Source organism: Pseudomonas sp. lyk4-TYG-107, from assembly GCF_030209055.1.
Taxonomy (GTDB): Bacteria; Pseudomonadota; Gammaproteobacteria; order Pseudomonadales; family Pseudomonadaceae; genus Aquipseudomonas; species Aquipseudomonas putida_A.
On record NZ_JARVST010000037.1, the window covers coordinates 1 to 15,717 of the forward strand.

Sequence of the window (15,717 nt, forward strand, 5' to 3'; positions counted from 1 at the left end):
GATAGGTCAGACGACATCGATGGTTGACTGTGCTGGCCTCATCGCTGGCAAGCCAGCTCCCACAGGGAACACTAGTGTTTTTGGGAGTTACTGCGCCCCAAACATCGCGGTCCAGTAAATCCCGGCGCTGCTCTTTGGGTCGGTCGCGTAGGCGGCGCCGAGTTCCTTGTATTGCGGGTTCATCAGGTTGGCGCAGTGGCCGGGGCTGGCGAGCCAGCCGTCGACGACCTTGCGCACGGTGTCTTGCCCGGCGGCGATGTTTTCGCCGACCAGTTGCCCGCTGTAGCCGGCCAGTTCGGCGCGGTCACCGGGTGTGCGGCCGTCGCGGTCCTTGTGGTCTAAGTAGTTGTTGTTGGCCATGTCGCGGCTGTGATCCTGGGAAATGCTGCCCAATGTGGCGTTCCAGGCCAGTGGCCCGGCCGCGGCAAAGGCCTGGCCGCCGCATTGACGCGGTTGGGCGCGAGCAGCGTTGAGTTGTTCGAGCAACTTCTGGCCTTCGCTCTGCGCATCGCCAAGTTTCGCCGAGAGCAACGGTCGCGCCAGCACAATGCGCCAGTCACGATCGGCGCGGCTGACACCGACATCGACGAACTGCGGATCCAGCACCACCTGACAGAAACTTTCCTCAATCGCCTTCATCGCCGACCCTGCATCCCGTGGGCCGTTGAGGGTGATCGCCTGCACGTTGACCATCGGGTAACTGGCGCTGGCCATGGCCTGTTGCAGATCGACCGCACCGGCGGCCGGCAGTCTCAGCCGTGGATCGGCCGACAGCGGTGGCAGTTCACTGGACGCCTGGCTGCCGCAACGCTGCGGTTGGCTGCGGTAGGCATTGATCGACTCGATCAGTTGCGACTCGTCGGCAGCCATGGCCGAGGCGGCCACGGCCAAGCCCACGGACAGCGCGGCAAAACGCAAGACGGATGGCATGAAGCGCATGGAAATCTCCCTTGAGCTGAGTGCGCTCATGATGCGCGAAAGGCCCCCGGTCAGTGCAATGTCTTTTTCTTCATCGAGCGGTTTTTTCTGCGGAACGTTACGTCGGTATTTGCCGTCTACACTCTCCGAAGGCCCCAGGAACCGGGCGTCTCCCCCACGAAACACCTTGCCCGGAACGGGCGTTGCCGGAAGAACTGACATGGGATTGAAATGGTTGGCTGGCTGTTTCGCATTAACCCTGATGGTCGGTGTTGTAAGCGCCACTGAACAGGCGCCGATCAAGGCCAAGGCCGAAGAGAAAGCCCAGGTGCTGGAAGAGAAGGCCGCCGACAAAGTCAGCGCGGCGCCAGCACCTAAATCCGAAGCGATCACCCCCACTGAAGTGCAGGCGGTTGACCCCGCCGGCACCGCGCCGCTGGACGATCCGATCACCTGCCTGGCGCGCAGTATCTACTGGGAAGCCAAGGGCCGCGATACGCTGGAAATGGAGGCGGTGGCCAACGTGGTGATGAACCGCCTGGGCCATGACGGCTTCCCCGACACCGTGTGTGCAGTCGTCAAGCAAGGTTCGGAAACCAAGAGCTGCCAGTTTTCCTGGTGGTGCGATGGCAAGGCCGATCAGGTCAAGGAAGACGCCGAATACACCCTGGCCAAGGACATCGCCGGCAAGGCACTCAACCGCCAGTTGCCGGATCGCACCCATGGCGCACTGTATTTCCATGATCGCCAGGTGCATCCGAGCTGGGCCAGGGAGTACAAAAAGACCGCCGCGGTCGGCAAATTCCTGTTCTATAAACCGGCCGGCGGCGATGCGCGTTAGACGCAGACTTCCCGTACACAGTTGCGCAGCCAGCGGTGCGCCGGGTCGGCGTCCATGCGCGGGTGCCAGAGCATCGACACGCTGATCGGCGGCATCCTGAAGGGCAGGGCGAAGCTGTGCAGGCCCATGCGTAGCTTGCTGGTGTGACGCTCCGGAACCGTGGCGATCAGGTCCGATTCGCGCACCAGCGTCAGCGCCGCCGAAAAGCCGCCGAATGACGTGACGATATCCCGCGTCAGACCTGCGGCGAGCAACGCTTCGTCGACCGGGCCGCTGCTGCGCCCGCGCCGTGAGATCAGAATGTGCTGGCCGCCGGCAAAACGTTTGCTGCTGATCTTGCCCGAGCTCAACGGATGGCCCTCACGCACCACACCGATCCAGTGATCCTCAAACAGAATGCGGCTGTGCAGCGTCGGGTCGGTGCTGTCGTCGACCACGCCGGTCTCCAGATCGACCCGGCCTTCGCGCAGCGGCGTGCTGTCCTTGTCGGCTTTCTGCACAAAGCGCAGGCGCACGCCGGGTGCTTCTTCAGCGATGCGCGCGAGCAGCGCGGCGGCGAAGGTTTCGACAAAACCGTCGGTGTTGCGCAGGGTGAAGGTGCGCTGCAATTGGCCGGGATCGAGCACTTCGGCGGGACGCAACACCGCCTCGGCTTCCTGCACCAGAGCGCTGACCCGCTCACGCAATTCCAGCGCACGCGGGGTCGGCACCAGACCTCGGCCGGCGCGCACCAGCAACGGATCGCCAGTGGTTTCGCGCAGCCGGGCCAGGGCGCGGCTCATCGCTGACGGGCTCAGCCGCAGAATGTGCGCGGCGCGGGCGACGCTGCCTTCGCGCAACAACACGTCGAGGGTGATCAACAGGTTCAGATCCGGTGTGCTCATGACATGGCGTTCCGTGCAGGTATCAAGTGCAAAGCATGCGTCTTGCGCCTTGCCTTGTCGAGACGCAGGCTATGCCGTCTGACCTTTGCACCAGGAGCGCCCGATGCCCGGATCCCCCTTGCCCCCTCAAGCCCGCTGGGCGCTGACCAGTCTGGCGCTGTCGATGTTGATGCCGTCGCTGGACACCAGCATCGCCAATGCCGGATTACCGACCTTGGCTGCAGCGTTCGATGCGACGTTTCAACAGGTGCAGTGGATCGTGCTGGCGTACCTGCTGGCGGTCACCACGTTGATTGTCAGCGTCGGGCGTCTGGGCGATGTGTTCGGGCGGCGGCGCCTGCTGCTGATCGGCATCGGCATTTTCACCAGTGCTTCGTCGTGCTGTGCGCTGGCTCCGGGGTTGGGCTGGTTGATCGGCGCACGCGCAGTGCAAGGCCTTGGCGCGGCGATCATGTTCGCCTTGACTGTGGCGCTGGTGGCGGATGCGGTGCCCAAGGCGCGGGCGGGCAGCGCGATGGGTTTGCTGGCGACGATGTCGGCCACCGGCACCAGCCTCGGGCCATCGCTGGGTGGTCTGCTGATCGCGCATGTCGGCTGGCCGTCGATCTTTGTCCTCAACGTGCCATTGGGCCTGCTCAATGCGTGGCTGGTTTATCGTTATCTACCGGCCGATCGCCCGGCCAAATCGGCAGTCGCGTTTGATTACCTCGGCACCGTGGTGCTGGTATTGACGCTGGCCGCCTACGCGCTGGCGATGACGCTCGATGGCTACACGCTGATGTTGCTGCTGGTCAGCCTGTGCGGGGCAGGGGTGTTTGTTGCGGTCGAGATGAACGCCAGGGCGCCGCTGATTCGCCTGTCATTGTTTGCCGACGCACGTCTGAGCAGCAGCCTGGCGCTAACGTTGCTGGTAACGACGGTGATGATGACCACGCTGGTGGTCGGGCCGTTTTACCTGAGCCGGGGCCTGGGACTGGGCAGCACCGTGGTCGGCCTGGCATTGTCGGTCGGGCCGCTGCTGGCGGCGTGCGGCGGGGTGCCGGCGGGGCGTTTGGTGGATCGCTTCGGTGCGCGGCGGGTGGTGCCGGGGGCGTTGTTCGGGTTGGCCGGTGGTTGCAGTTTGTTGGCGTTGTTGCCGATGAGTCTCGGTCTGCCGGCGTATCTGCTGCCGATGGCTGTGGTTGCCAGCAGTTACGCGTTGTTCCAGGCGGCGAACAATACCGGGTTGATGGCGACGGTCAGTCAGGATCAGCGCGGTGTGGTGTCGGCCCTGCTCGGGCTGTCACGCAATCTCGGGCTGATCACCGGCGCGGCGGTCATGGGCGCGGTGTTCGCCTTCGCTACGGGTGACCCAACGCAAGCCCCGGCCGAGGTCATCGGCAGTGGCTTGCACAGCACGTTCGGGGTTGCGGCGGCGCTGATGGTCGTGGCCCTGATCGTTAGCTGGCGTGGGTACTCAAGATGCTCGCCACTTGCTGCGGCTGGCAGTTGAGGTACGGCGAGGACTTCAGCCAGCGCTGGTCCGGGTACCAGGAGAACATGAACTGGCCGTCCTTGAGTTTATCGATCACCTGCTTCGCCACTTGCGGGCGCACCGCCGGGCAACCCTGGCTGCGACCGATACGGCCCTGACGCTTGCTCCACAACGGATTCACGTAGTCGGCGGCGTGGATCACGATGGCCCGGTCGCGGGCCAGGTCATTGAAGCCCGGTTCCAGACCGTCCATGCGCAGCGAATAACCGTGGGTCCCCTCGTAACTTTCCTGGGTGCGGAACAGACCGAGGCTGGATTGGTAACTGCCTTCGCGGTTGGAGAACTGGGTAGCGAAATTTTCCCCGGAATTTGAACCGTGGGCGACCAGATCGCGCAGCACCAGTTTCTTTCTGTTCAGATCGAAGATCCACAGCCGGCGGGCGGTGGAGGGCTGCGAATAGTCGATGATCGCCAGGTGGCGTGAGGGTCTCGCGCCATTGTTCACTGCGCATTGCATGGCGCTCAAGGCACCTTTCAGCGCTTGGGGATTGAGTTCCGGCGCGGCGTGGGCGAGGCTGGTGAAGAGAACCGGCGATGGTTTGCCGGCGGCGAAAGCTGGGCTGCTCACGACGACGAGGGTCGCGGTGGTCAGCAGAAGTCGGCGCAAATACGTCAACATTTATAAAGTGTCCTCACTTGCTACTTATTTGGCACTTTGGCTCCTGACTCCCAGTCATACCCGACAGACCCCTGTTTCGAGCCTGACTGTTCAGCGCACCTGATGTAAGGTTGACCGTCATTCAGACGGCCACGGATTGGAGTAAAGCAGTTGTTCAAAAAGTACGCATGCTACTTGAGCATTTGTTTGCTCGCTGCGCCGTTTGTCGCTTGCGCCGATGAGCCGCTGCCACCGTTGCAGACCCTGCCGACGCCGCCGGCGGAAATGCCGCTCGAGCCGCAAAGTCCGCTGCAAGCGGTGCTGATCGGTTTGCCCCAGGCGTGCCCGGCGATTGCCGCGCACCTGAGCGGCGCGGCGCTGACGCAATTGCAGGCGTTTTATCAGCAGCAGGACTGGCTGCCGGTGTGGGCCAGCGAGTCCGGGCGATTGCCGGCCTTGCGCGCGCAGTTGCAGCTGTTGGCCGATGATGGCCTCAATCCCAAGCGCTACCCGGTGGCGGCCAATCCGCCGCAGGACGGCGAGTTGTGTGCCGATATCGATATCAGCCGCTCGTATCTGCAAGCGCTGCAGGACCTGCATTACGGTCGTCTGCTGCAATCGCATTTCGAGCCGCTGTGGCATTCCGATGACACCCAGCGTGATCGTCAGGCGGAATTGCTGGCGATCGCCGTGCCCGGTCTGCACGACATCAAGACCGCGTTCGATCTGGCGCGTCCGCGTCTGGCGCAATACCAGAGCCTGCGCCACCTCTACGCCAGCCAGCGGCTGCAGGCCTTGCCGCACTGGCAGTCGGTGGGCAACGGCCCGTTGCTGCGCCCGGCGATGGAAGACAAACGCGTGCCGGAACTGGCCCAACGCCTGTTCAACGAAGGCTATCTGACCCACGCCATCGGCACGCCCGGCAATGCCTATGAGGGTGTGCTGGTGGAAGCGGTGAAGAGCTTTCAGGCCAACCATTCGTTGCAGGCCGACGGGGTAGTCGGGCCGGGGACGATTGCCGAGCTCAACATCAGCCCGCTGACGCGCCGCGAACAATTGCGCGTCAACCTTGAACGTTTCCGCTGGCTGGCGCAGGACATGGAGCCCGACGGTTTGCTGGTCAACGTCGCTGCCGCCGAGTTGACCCTATATCAGGCCGGCGTGCCGGTCTGGCAGACCCGTACCCAGGTCGGTCGCGCCGAACGGCAGACCCCGTTGCTCAAATCCCGGGTCACGCGCCTGACGCTGAACCCGACATGGACCGTGCCGCCGACCATCTGGAAAGAAGACAAGCTGCCGGCGATCCGCAAGGACCAGACCTTCCTCAGCCGGCAGAATCTGCAGGTGCTCGACGCCCATGGTCAGCCGTTGGCCGCAGCGGATATCGACTGGGACAACCCCGGCAACATCATGCTGCGCCAGGACGCCGGGCCGCGTAATCCGCTGGGGCAACTGGTGATCCGCTTCCCCAACCCGTTCGCGGTGTACCTGCACGACACGCCGAGCAAGGCCCTGTTCGACAAAGGCCCGCGCGCCTTCAGCTCGGGCTGTGTGCGGGTCGAGCACCCGATGCAACTGCGCGACCTGTTACTGACCCCGGCGGAACGTACGCGCACCGACACCTTGCTCGCCACCGGCAGCACCCACGAATTCCGCCTGTCGGCACCGGTGCCGATCCTGATGACCTACTGGACGGCGCAGGTCGGCAAGGATGGGCAGGTGCGTTATGCGCCGGATATCTACAGCCGCGACAGCGCACTGCTCGCCGGTCTCGACGGCGCACACTGAATCGCAGTCATACATACAACCCTGTAGGAGTGAGCCTGCTCGCGATAGCGGTGTATCAGAAAGATCAACTTCACAAATACACCGCTATCGCGAGCAGGCTCACTCCTACAAAGGGGTTTGTGTGATTCCGCAAGCTTGCGCAGCGTCTAGCCCCAGTGTCCCCGCAATCCCATGGGGCGAGACTTCGGAACCCGGCATGCAAGCGCTGTTGAACGAGATTCTTGACGCTGTCCGGCCCCTGATCGGGCAGGGCAAAGTGGCTGACTACATTCCCGCCCTCGGCACTGTGCCGGCCAATCAACTGGGCATCGCCGTGTACGGCAACGACGGCGAAATGTATTGCGCCGGCGATGCCGAGACGCCGTTCTCGGTGCAGAGTATTTCCAAGGTGTTCAGCCTGGTACAGGCCATCGAGCATTCCGGCGAGGCGATCTGGGAGCGCCTGGGGCACGAGCCGTCCGGCCAGCCGTTCAACTCGCTGGTGCAACTGGAGTTCGAACGCGGGCGTCCGCGCAATCCGTTCATCAACGCCGGGGCGCTGGTGATCTGCGACATCAACCAGTCGCGTTTCGCCGCGCCAGCCCTGTCGATGCGCGACTTCGTGCGGCGCCTGTCGGGCAATCCACAGGTGATCGTCGACGGCAAGGTCGCCGAGTCCGAATACCAGCATCGCGCCCGCAACGCGGCCATGGCGTACCTGATGCAATCGTTCGGCAACTTCCACAACGACGTCGAAGCGGTGCTGCGCAGCTACTTCAGCCACTGCGCGTTGCGCATGAACTGTATCGATCTGGCCCGGGCGTTCTGCTTCCTCGCCAACGACGGTTTCTGCAAACACAGCGGCGAACAGATCCTCACTCGGCGCCAGACCCAACAAGTCAACTCGATCATGGCCACCAGCGGCCTCTACGATGAGGCCGGCAACTTCGCCTATCGCGTCGGCCTGCCGGGCAAGAGCGGGGTAGGCGGCGGGATCGTCGCTGTGGTGCCCGGGCAGTTCACGGTGTGCGTGTGGTCGCCGGAACTCAACGCTGCCGGTAACTCGCTGGCGGGGATGGCGGCGCTGGAGATGCTCAGTTCGCGGATTGGCTGGTCGGTGTTCTGACCCAATCTTCCAAACACTGCAAAACCCTGTGGGAGCGAGCCTGCTCGCGAAAGCGTCGTGCCTGTCGATGCATCTCTCGCTGACCCACCGCATTCGCGAGCAGGCTCGCTCCCACAAGGGTTTTGTGTTGCCTCGGAGAGCGCAGTTCCTATACATTTTCCGGCCGCCCCTCATATGGTGAATCCGCTTCATGTCTCTTGCGCTCGAACGTCTAGTCGCTGGCACGCCGATCCCTTTCGCTGGCAACCGTGTGACCGTGGTCAGCCCTGAACTGGCGGCGCGGTTTCAGCCCGGTGACCACCTGCTGGTCGAGCAGGTGAGTGGCGAGCTGTTGCTGATTCCGGTGGTCGATCAACAAGCGGCTGCAGTGGCAATCGAGCGTGCGCAAACGGCGTTCAGCGCGCTTTCGGCGGTGTCCGACGAGGCCATCAGCCACTTCTTCGATCTGTTCGCGCAACGCCTGGAAACCGCGGAGTGCTGGAACCTGATCGAAGCCGCCAACCTGGCCGACATCGAACGCGCCAAGGCCCGTGGCCGCTCGACCACCCGACTGCTCGCCGACGAACGCATGCGCCGCGACATGATCGCCGGTCTGCGCGCCTGGCGGGATGCGCCGGCCACGCGCGGCAAGGTCATCAGCAGCGTCGAACACGACGGCTGGAAGGTCGAGCAAGTGGTGTCGCCGCTGGGCATCGTGGCTTTCGTGTTCGAAGGACGGCCGAACGTGTTCGCCGATGCCGCCGGTGTACTGCGCACCGGCAACACTGCGGTGCTGCGTATCGGCAGCGATGCATTGGGCACCGCGCAAGCAATCGTCACTCACGCGCTGAACCCGGCGCTGGCCGATGCCGGTCTGCCGGCGGGTGCGGTGTCGCTGGTGGAAAGCGTCAATCACGCGGCCGGGTGGGCAATGTTCGCCGACCGGCGTCTGTCGCTGGCGGTGGCCCGGGGTTCGGGCCGCGCGGTCAGCCAGTTGGGCAGCATCGCCCAGCAGGCGGGCACGGCCGTCAGCCTGCATGGCACCGGCGGCGCCTGGTTGATTGCCGACCGTGATGCCGATGCCACACGTTTTGCCGCCGTGGTGCGCAATTCGCTGGATCGCAAAGTCTGCAACACCCTGAACGTCTGCCTGATTCACCACGAGCGTGCTGCCGAACTGGTGCCGCTGTTTCTCGATGCGCTGAAGCAGGCCGGCAGCGCACGCGGGCAAGACTGCAAATTGCACATCGTCACAGGCAGCGAAAGTTACCTGCCGGCTGAGTGGCAGAACGCGACGGTCGAGGTCTATCGCGCCGAGGGTTATCAGACCGAAGCCCTGGCCGAAGTGCTGGCGGAATCCGAATTGGGCCGCGAGTGGGAGTGGGAAGAAACCCCGGAAGTCAGTCTGATGATTGTCGACGATCTGGATCAGGCGATCGCGCTGTTCAACCGCTACAGCCCGCAGTTCACGGTGTCGTTGATCAGCGAGGATGCTGCTGTCCAGGAACGTTTCTACAACGCGGTGAACGCACCGTTTGTGGGTAACGGGATTACCCGTTGGGTCGATGGTCAGTACGCGCTGAACAAGCCGGAACTGGGGCTTTCGAACTGGGAGAGCGGGCGCCTGTTTGCGCGCAGTGCGATTCTTTCGGGGGATGGCGTGTTCACGGTGCGTAGCCGTATGACCCAGATCGACCTCAGCGTAAAACGCTGAAAACGCCTTATCCCGATTGATGCACACCGGCCCTGTGGCGAGGGGATTTATCCCCGATGGGGCGCGAAGCGGCCCCAAGAGATCGGGCCTGCTGCGCAGTCCATCGGGGATAAATCCCCTCGCCACAAGTTCCTCTTCACCTCAGCGGATTTGTATCAGGCGGCTGCGCTGGCGTTTGCCTGAACGGCACAAGTCGCTGGCTGCTCAGCCAACGGCACAAACGTACGGCGGTCAGCCGCCAGCGCATCGATCGAGCCGGTCTCGATGTCATACACCCAGCCATGCAGGTTCAGCAGGCCCTTCTCCTGGGCCAGACGTACGCTCGGGTGGGTCTGAATATTCGCCAGTTGCGCGATCACATTTTCCCGCACCATCGAACTCAATTTCGCCGCGTCATTGGCATGCGGCCGCGCCTCGTTCACCACTTTCGCCGACTCGGCATGTTGCAGCCAGCCGCTGACGGCGGGCAGGTGATCCATGCATTTGCATTGGGCAATCGCGGTCATCGCGCCACAATCGGAGTGGCCGCAGATCACGATGTCCGTCACCCCAAGCACCGCCACCGCATATTCCACCGTCGCCGAAACCCCGCCCGGATGCGGGCTGTAGGACGGCACGATATTGCCAGCGTTGCGGATCACGAACAGCTCGCCGGGTTCTTGCTGGGTCAGCAGTTCCGGCACCACGCGGCTGTCGGAACAGGTGATGAACAAGGTGCCCGGGGTTTGAGTGGTCGCCAAGTGCTTGAACAGCTCGGTGCGTTGCGGAAACGCCTCGTTCTGGAACTTCAGGAAGCCTTCGATCAGGTTTTTCATGGTGTTGTCCTCTCAGTTCGAACAGCCGGTGCCGAATTCGCTGTATTGAAGAATGTGTTTTGCGCCGTGGCTGTCGAGGTAGGTCATCTCGACCGGTACAGCGCCGCAGACGTCGGTGACCGGGGTGATGCTCACGATTTCAGCAATATCCAGAGTCATGCCGTATCGGTAGGCAATCGCCTCTTCATCAGCCTGGGCCTGGGCGGCAAGGCCGGCGAGCAGGGTCAGGGTCAACAGAATTTTGTGCATGGGGCAGCCTCCAGGCAGATGTGGTGACGACTTGGCAATTGAGGTTTGGATGGGCCCGCACACGGGGTGCGGGCCGGGGTGGATCAGAACGGACGCAGTGGCAGGAACTTGCCGTCGAGGGTGACCACGGCGCGGGAGCCGCCTTCCGGGTCTTCGACTTTCTTGATGTCGAGCTTGAAGTTGATGGCGCTGATGATGCCGTCGCCGAACTGCTCGTGGACCAGGGCTTTGAGGGTGGTGCCGTAGATCTGGATCATCTCGTGGAAGCGGTAGATGGTCGGGTCGGTCGGCACACCGCTGAGGCTGCCACGCAGCGGGATGATCTGCAGGGCGGCAACGGCGTCGGCGTCCAGCTCGAGTTTGTCGCCAACCACTTGCGCGGCGTTTTGTGGCAGCGGGTGCTGGCCGAGGAGGGCAGCGGTGACGTAGGCCAGGCTCAGGCCGGTGCCATCGGCAAGATCCTGCCATGACAAATTCTTGCGGGCCTTGATGTCGAGAATGCGCGTGGTCAGGGCCAGGCTGGCATCGTTATAGGCGTGGGACTGTTGCATGGTGTCACTCCTTTCAAGGTTGGCTTGCTGTGTGGGAGCCATCTTCTGCCGATTGATCCATAGCGTCCAAGACCGATATACAATACTTCGCATAAGTCCTGCCTATAGATGGTGATCCCATGCTGCTGCGACATTTGCGATATCTGCTGGCCGTGGCCGATCACGGCGGCTTCACCCGGGCGGCGGAGGCGTTGCATGTGTCGCAGCCGACCTTGTCGCAACAGATCCGCCAACTGGAAGAAAGCCTCGGGGTGAATCTGTTCGACCGCACTTCACGCACCGTTAAACCCACCGATGCCGGTGAGGCTTACATTGAGTGTGCGCGGCGCGTGCTGGTGGAACTGGAGGCGGGCAAGCGGGCGTTGCATGACGTGAAGGATCTGTCCCGTGGCAGCCTGCGGCTGGCCATGACGCCGACCTTCATGGCCTATCTGGTCGGGCCGTTGGTGCGTGATTTTGCGGCGCGCTACCCGGGGATCCATCTGCAGATTTTCGAGCTGTCGATGGACGACATCGAGGCGGGGCTGGCGGACGATTCGCTGGATATCGCGATTGCCTTTACCCCGGTGCGCCACCCGGACATCGAGTGTATCCCGGCGTTTACCGAAACCCTGGGGATCATGGTCGGGCGCGAGCATCCGTTGTACGACAGCAGCGCGGTGCTGACATCGAGTGATCTTGCGCAACTGGATTTCGCCTTGCTGGCACCGGATTTCATCACCCGGTTATCGATCGATGAGTATTTCCGTCAGCAGGGGATCACGCCGCAGGTGCGGATCGAGGTGAACTCGGTAAGTACGTTGCTGGAGGTGGTGCGGCATTCGCCGATGGCGACGATGTTGCCCGAAGCGATTGCCAGCGAAGACCGGGCGTTGCGTCGCTTGAGCGTCGAGAACGAAGCGCCGCAGCGTGGGGCGGCGTTGTTGCGGCGGCGGAATAATTACCACAGTGCGGCGGCGCTGGCGTTTATGAATCTGGTCCTGCAAACGAAAATCTGACCAACAACACAGCCCCCCTGTGGGAGCGGGCTTGCTCGCGAAAGCGGTTTATCAGTTGAATAGATGTCGACTGACACGGCCCATTCGCGAGCAAGCTCGCTCCCACAGGGTTACATGACTCGCAGATGTAAAAAGGGCCTGCTTCCTTTGGAAGCAGGCCCTTTTATTTATTGAAGTTGTAAATCAGTAGAACCGGTCAATCACCCGAACTTCATTCTTGTTCTGCATCGAATCCCACGCCTGTTTCAGCGTCTGCAGCACATTGCCGATGAAGTCCTTGTCGGCCGCAGCTTTCTTGCCGACATAACCGTGGCCGCGGCGGTACATCTTCAGGCGGGCCAGCAGGTTCTGGTTGCTGCGGTCGAATTCTTCTTCACCAGCGTGGGGTGACAGGCAGTCGATATGCACCTGACCCGACTTGCTGATCCAGAGAATGTGGCTGTCGTGGCTGTCTTTTTGCGCAGCGAACATACGAGCCAGTTCTTCGATAGTAGGTTGATTGTTCAGATTCATGATGTTTGCCCCTTGACCAGTCTGGTGATCTTTCAAAGTTGATTCGCTAATACAGGTAGCCCATCGGTTAGTTGATCCCTGGCACCGAAACCAGGACGTCAGCGGTCGCCCGTGTGAAGTACGGGGTCATGCGTCTGTTGCATGTAGTCGTGTTGAATAACTGCTACGCAATAGCGTCACAACGAGGAGAAGCAGCGAAAACCGGGAGGCTCCTTGACGACGTTTTCAGGGTCGGCCACAAGCGTCTTGAGAATTTTCGCCAGCGCTTCTCGTCCTTGTACTGGACGTTCAGGCCAGGTCAGCTTCTTCAATCTGCCTTGTGGGCAGCGTGTATCCGGAAAAAACAACTCGGCGGTCAGACGAGTTTGCTCAAGCGTGTTACCGATGTTCCCGATCGGGGAACGTCTTCATCATGCAAAAGCAAAACGGTGCCGTCAACGGTTTTGTAGTGATTATTTTTGTTCACTACATATTGTCGGACAAAGCGGTTTTGGAATGAGAAAAGATCCGTTCAGGCAACGGATGCTGGGGCGCGCAGGACGTAGAAGGTGCAGGGGTAACCGTCCACGGTGCGCTGCTGGCGGGTGACTGCGCCGCCAGTCAATTCGGGGATCAATCTGGCCCAGAAGCGCTGCGCAGGCAGGTTGGCGTCGATGTGGAAAATCTGCCATTGACCGGGCAGACGGCTCAAGAGGGCAGAGACGACAAACTGCGCGACGCCTTGGCCACGAAAACGCCGGGTGAGGAAGAAGTAGCCGATGTTGTATTCGGCGCCGTCGATGTGGGTGTCGTTATCCACGGTCACGAAGCCGGCCAGTTCACCGTCGACGCGGATCAGGAACGGTTGGGTAGCGGGATTGCGCCAGTAATCGTCTTTCTGCTGAATGCTGAAGAAGCCATGTTCGCCGAGTTTCAGTGGTAGCCATTGGCTGAAGTCGTACATGTAGAACTGCATGAGGTTTTCGATGGTTTGCAGTTCGTCGCGGTGGGCGGGGTGCAGTTCGATGGTGGGCATTGGGTTAACTCCCTGCGGTGATGAACCCGATAATGTGAACTCACACCTTGTGGCGAGGGGATTTATCCCCGATGGGTTGCGAAGCAGCCCCAGTTTTTCCTTAAGCCACGGGGACTGCTGCGCAGTCCATCGGGGATAAATCCCCTCACCACAGAGTTCCTAACCACAGGACTGATCATTACTTCGCTGTGCGTTTGGCTGCCCCGGCGGTTTTACTGCGCGTCGATTTGCGTTTCTTCTTCCACGGCGCCGCAGCCTTGCCGGCCGGTGGCGGGCCGCTGATGGTCAGGCTCAGCGCAGAACAGCGGGTGACCTGCTTGCTCATCCACGCCGCCTGTTTGGTGACGAACTCCTCCAGGCTCATTTCGCCACTCTGCACCATGTCCAGCGCCTGTTCCCAGATGGCGGTGGTGCCGGGATCGGCAATTGCCCGGGGCACGGCGTCGATCAGGCTGAAGGCCGCCGGCGTCGCGGCCAGTGCCTTGCCGTTCTTCACCAGATAACCGCGATCCAGCAGACCCTGAATGATCGAAGCGCGGGTCGCTTCGGTGCCGATGCCGGTGGTGTCCTTGAGTTTCTGTTTGAGCAACGGATCTTCCACCAGTTTGGCGACGTTCTTCATCGCCTTGATCAGGTCGCCCTCGGTGTAGGGCTTCGGCGGCTGGGTCCACAGATCCTTGAGGTTCACGCCGGCCACGGCGCAATCGATACCCTGACTCAGCGCCGGCAGGGTTTGCGGGGCTGGCGCTTCACGGCCCTTGGCCGGGGCGAGGGCTTCGGGCAAGGCGCGCTTCCAGCCCGGTTCGATGATCTGCTTGCCGACGGCACGCAACGCTTCCCCGGCGCAATCGAAGTCGGCCTGGGTGCGATCGTATTCATGGTTGGGCAGAAATTGCGCCAGATAACGCGCACGAATCAGCGTGTAGACCGCCCGGTGTTTACCGCTCAGACGCTCGAGATTCTTGGCCGCCGCTGTGGGGATGATGCCGTGGTGGGCGCTGACCTTGGCGTCGTTCCACGCCCGCGAGCGGCGCTGCGGGTCGAGGTGACCGTTCAACACGTCAAGGCTCGGGTCGGCCTGACGCAGTGCCGCCAGTATCCCCGGCGCCTCGCTGTGCTGGCTCAGCGGCAGAAAGCCGCAATCGCTGCGCGGGTAGGTGATGACCTTGTAGGTTTCGTAAAGGGCCTGGGCGATGTCGAGAGTTTCCTGGGCGCCGAGACCGAGTTTCTTCGAGCAGACCTCCTGCAGGGTGCCCAGATCGAATGGCAGCGGTGCCACTTCACGCATGCGTTCAGTGCGCAGTTTGACCACCCGCGCACTGGCGGCGCTGTTCAGAGCGGCGGCTGCCTGCTGGGCCAGCGCCTGATTCAGACAGCGATCCTGCTCGTCGCAAACGTCCGAGGGCGCACGCCATTGTGCGGTGAACGGCGTGCCATCGTGCAGCAGTTGCACATCGATCGCCCAATACGGCACCGGCACGAAGTCGGCGATGCTGCGGTCGCGATCCACCACCAGCCGCAGTGTCGGCGTCTGCACCCGGCCAACCGGCAGGACGCCCTGATAACCGGACTGCCGGCCCAATAGCGTAAACAGGCGACTCATGTTCATGCCGATCAGCCAGTCCGCCCGCGAGCGCCCCAGTGCCGAGTGATACAGGCTGAAGGTTTCCGCCCCCGGCTTCAGCGCGGCCAGGGCCTTGCGGATCGACGCTTCATCCAGTGCCGACAGCCACAAGCGACGGATCGGCCCGCGATAGCGGCAGTGCTCGACCAGTTCCCGGGCAATCATCTCGCCCTCACGGTCGGCGTCGGTGGCGATGATCAGTTCGCTGGCCTCGCCAAGCAGGCGCTTGACCGCTTTGTACTGGCTGGCGGTGCGCGGCTTGACGGTCATTTTCCACTTGTCCGGAATGATCGGCAGATCCGCCAGCACCCAGCGCTTGTAGCGCGCGTCGTAGGCATCCGGCGGCGCGGTTTCCAGCAGATGGCCGATGCACCAGGTCACTGTGACGTCCGTTCCCAGCCAGCAGCCGTCGCCCCGACGCCTGGCGCCCAGCACGGCCGCGATGTCTTTGGCCTGGGAAGGTTTTTCACAGAGGTACAGCCGCATAACCACCGTCGTCGATCAGTTCACTGGAGGTGCACAGGATGGCCGCAGTTGGCGCTCGGGGCAACTTTTATCTGTATGGATATACAGATCAATACATTGCCGGAG

At 62.3% G+C, this 15,717-nt stretch carries 15 protein-coding genes; 6 read left to right on the forward strand and 9 right to left on the reverse strand.

Annotated features, from left to right (window positions below):
* Window positions 1-87 precede the first annotated feature (87 nt).
* Window positions 88-939 (reverse strand): CAP domain-containing protein, encoded by an 852-nt coding sequence (locus tag QRN61_RS26600; RefSeq protein ID WP_285376261.1) that lies wholly within the window; start codon window positions 937-939, stop codon window positions 88-90.
* Window positions 940-1,138: 199 nt separating this feature from the next.
* Between QRN61_RS26600 and QRN61_RS26605 the strand changes: the two genes are divergently transcribed.
* A complete protein-coding gene (locus QRN61_RS26605) occupies window positions 1,139-1,759 on the forward strand; it encodes a cell wall hydrolase (RefSeq protein WP_285376262.1) in 621 nt (206 codons plus the stop codon).
* Here QRN61_RS26605 and QRN61_RS26610 read toward each other — a convergent pair.
* Complete coding sequence (locus QRN61_RS26610) at window positions 1,756-2,643, reverse strand: LysR family transcriptional regulator (RefSeq protein ID WP_027611719.1); 888 nt, start codon at window positions 2,641-2,643, stop codon at window positions 1,756-1,758. The genes QRN61_RS26605 and QRN61_RS26610 overlap by 4 nt on opposite strands.
* Before the next feature lie 103 nt (window positions 2,644-2,746).
* On the opposite strand from QRN61_RS26610, the gene QRN61_RS26615 reads away from it, so the two are divergent.
* Complete coding sequence (locus tag QRN61_RS26615; protein WP_285376264.1) at window positions 2,747-4,135, forward strand: MFS transporter; 1,389 nt, start codon at window positions 2,747-2,749, stop codon at window positions 4,133-4,135.
* Here QRN61_RS26615 and QRN61_RS26620 read toward each other — a convergent pair.
* Window positions 4,083-4,796 carry a murein L,D-transpeptidase catalytic domain family protein gene (locus tag QRN61_RS26620; protein ID WP_027611721.1) on the reverse strand — a complete coding sequence of 238 codons (714 nt, stop codon included), beginning with the start codon at window positions 4,794-4,796 and terminating at the stop codon, window positions 4,083-4,085. The two genes, QRN61_RS26615 and QRN61_RS26620, sit on opposite strands and share 53 nt — an antisense overlap.
* Before the next feature lie 150 nt (window positions 4,797-4,946).
* On the opposite strand from QRN61_RS26620, the gene QRN61_RS26625 reads away from it, so the two are divergent.
* The 3 genes from QRN61_RS26625 (at window position 4,947) to QRN61_RS26635 (ending at window position 9,361) form a co-directional block, all read left to right on the forward strand.
* Complete coding sequence (locus QRN61_RS26625) at window positions 4,947-6,563, forward strand: L,D-transpeptidase family protein (RefSeq protein ID WP_285376266.1); 1,617 nt, start codon at window positions 4,947-4,949, stop codon at window positions 6,561-6,563.
* A gap of 196 nt (window positions 6,564-6,759) precedes the next feature.
* Window positions 6,760-7,668, forward strand: a complete 909-nt coding sequence (gene glsB, locus QRN61_RS26630; protein ID WP_003226050.1) for a glutaminase B — start codon at window positions 6,760-6,762, stop codon at window positions 7,666-7,668.
* 190 nt (window positions 7,669-7,858) lie between these two features.
* Entirely contained in the window at window positions 7,859-9,361 is a 1,503-nt protein-coding gene (locus QRN61_RS26635; protein WP_285376268.1) for an aldehyde dehydrogenase family protein, read from the forward strand.
* Between the two features lie 155 nt (window positions 9,362-9,516).
* On the opposite strand, the gene QRN61_RS26640 is transcribed toward QRN61_RS26635, so the two are convergent.
* The 3 genes from QRN61_RS26640 to cynS all read right to left on the reverse strand — a co-directional run bounded on the left by QRN61_RS26640 (window position 9,517) and on the right by cynS (window position 10,976).
* A complete protein-coding gene (locus QRN61_RS26640) occupies window positions 9,517-10,176 on the reverse strand; it encodes a carbonic anhydrase (protein WP_096796352.1) in 660 nt (219 codons plus the stop codon).
* A gap of 12 nt (window positions 10,177-10,188) precedes the next feature.
* Entirely contained in the window at window positions 10,189-10,425 is a 237-nt protein-coding gene (locus tag QRN61_RS26645; protein WP_096796353.1) for a DUF2790 domain-containing protein, read from the reverse strand.
* Between the two features lie 83 nt (window positions 10,426-10,508).
* A complete protein-coding gene (gene cynS / locus QRN61_RS26650) occupies window positions 10,509-10,976 on the reverse strand; it encodes a cyanase (RefSeq protein ID WP_047597616.1) in 468 nt (155 codons plus the stop codon).
* Between the two features lie 119 nt (window positions 10,977-11,095).
* On the opposite strand from cynS, the gene cynR reads away from it, so the two are divergent.
* The gene (gene cynR, locus QRN61_RS26655; RefSeq protein WP_285376271.1) at window positions 11,096-11,974 is read left to right on the forward strand and encodes a transcriptional regulator CynR; all 879 of its coding nucleotides are present in this window, start codon (window positions 11,096-11,098) and stop codon (window positions 11,972-11,974) included.
* A 183-nt stretch (window positions 11,975-12,157) separates the two neighbouring features.
* Here the strand turns inward: cynR and QRN61_RS26660 are convergent, their stop codons facing one another.
* The 3 genes from QRN61_RS26660 to QRN61_RS26670 form a co-directional block, all read right to left on the reverse strand.
* Window positions 12,158-12,487 carry a hypothetical protein gene (locus QRN61_RS26660; protein ID WP_007966852.1) on the reverse strand — a complete coding sequence of 110 codons (330 nt, stop codon included), beginning with the start codon at window positions 12,485-12,487 and terminating at the stop codon, window positions 12,158-12,160.
* A 511-nt stretch (window positions 12,488-12,998) separates the two neighbouring features.
* Entirely contained in the window at window positions 12,999-13,502 is a 504-nt protein-coding gene (locus tag QRN61_RS26665; protein ID WP_285376274.1) for a GNAT family N-acetyltransferase, read from the reverse strand.
* 178 nt (window positions 13,503-13,680) lie between these two features.
* The gene (locus tag QRN61_RS26670; RefSeq protein ID WP_285376276.1) at window positions 13,681-15,612 is read right to left on the reverse strand and encodes a DNA topoisomerase III; all 1,932 of its coding nucleotides are present in this window, start codon (window positions 15,610-15,612) and stop codon (window positions 13,681-13,683) included.
* Window positions 15,613-15,717: the final 105 nt, after the last annotated feature.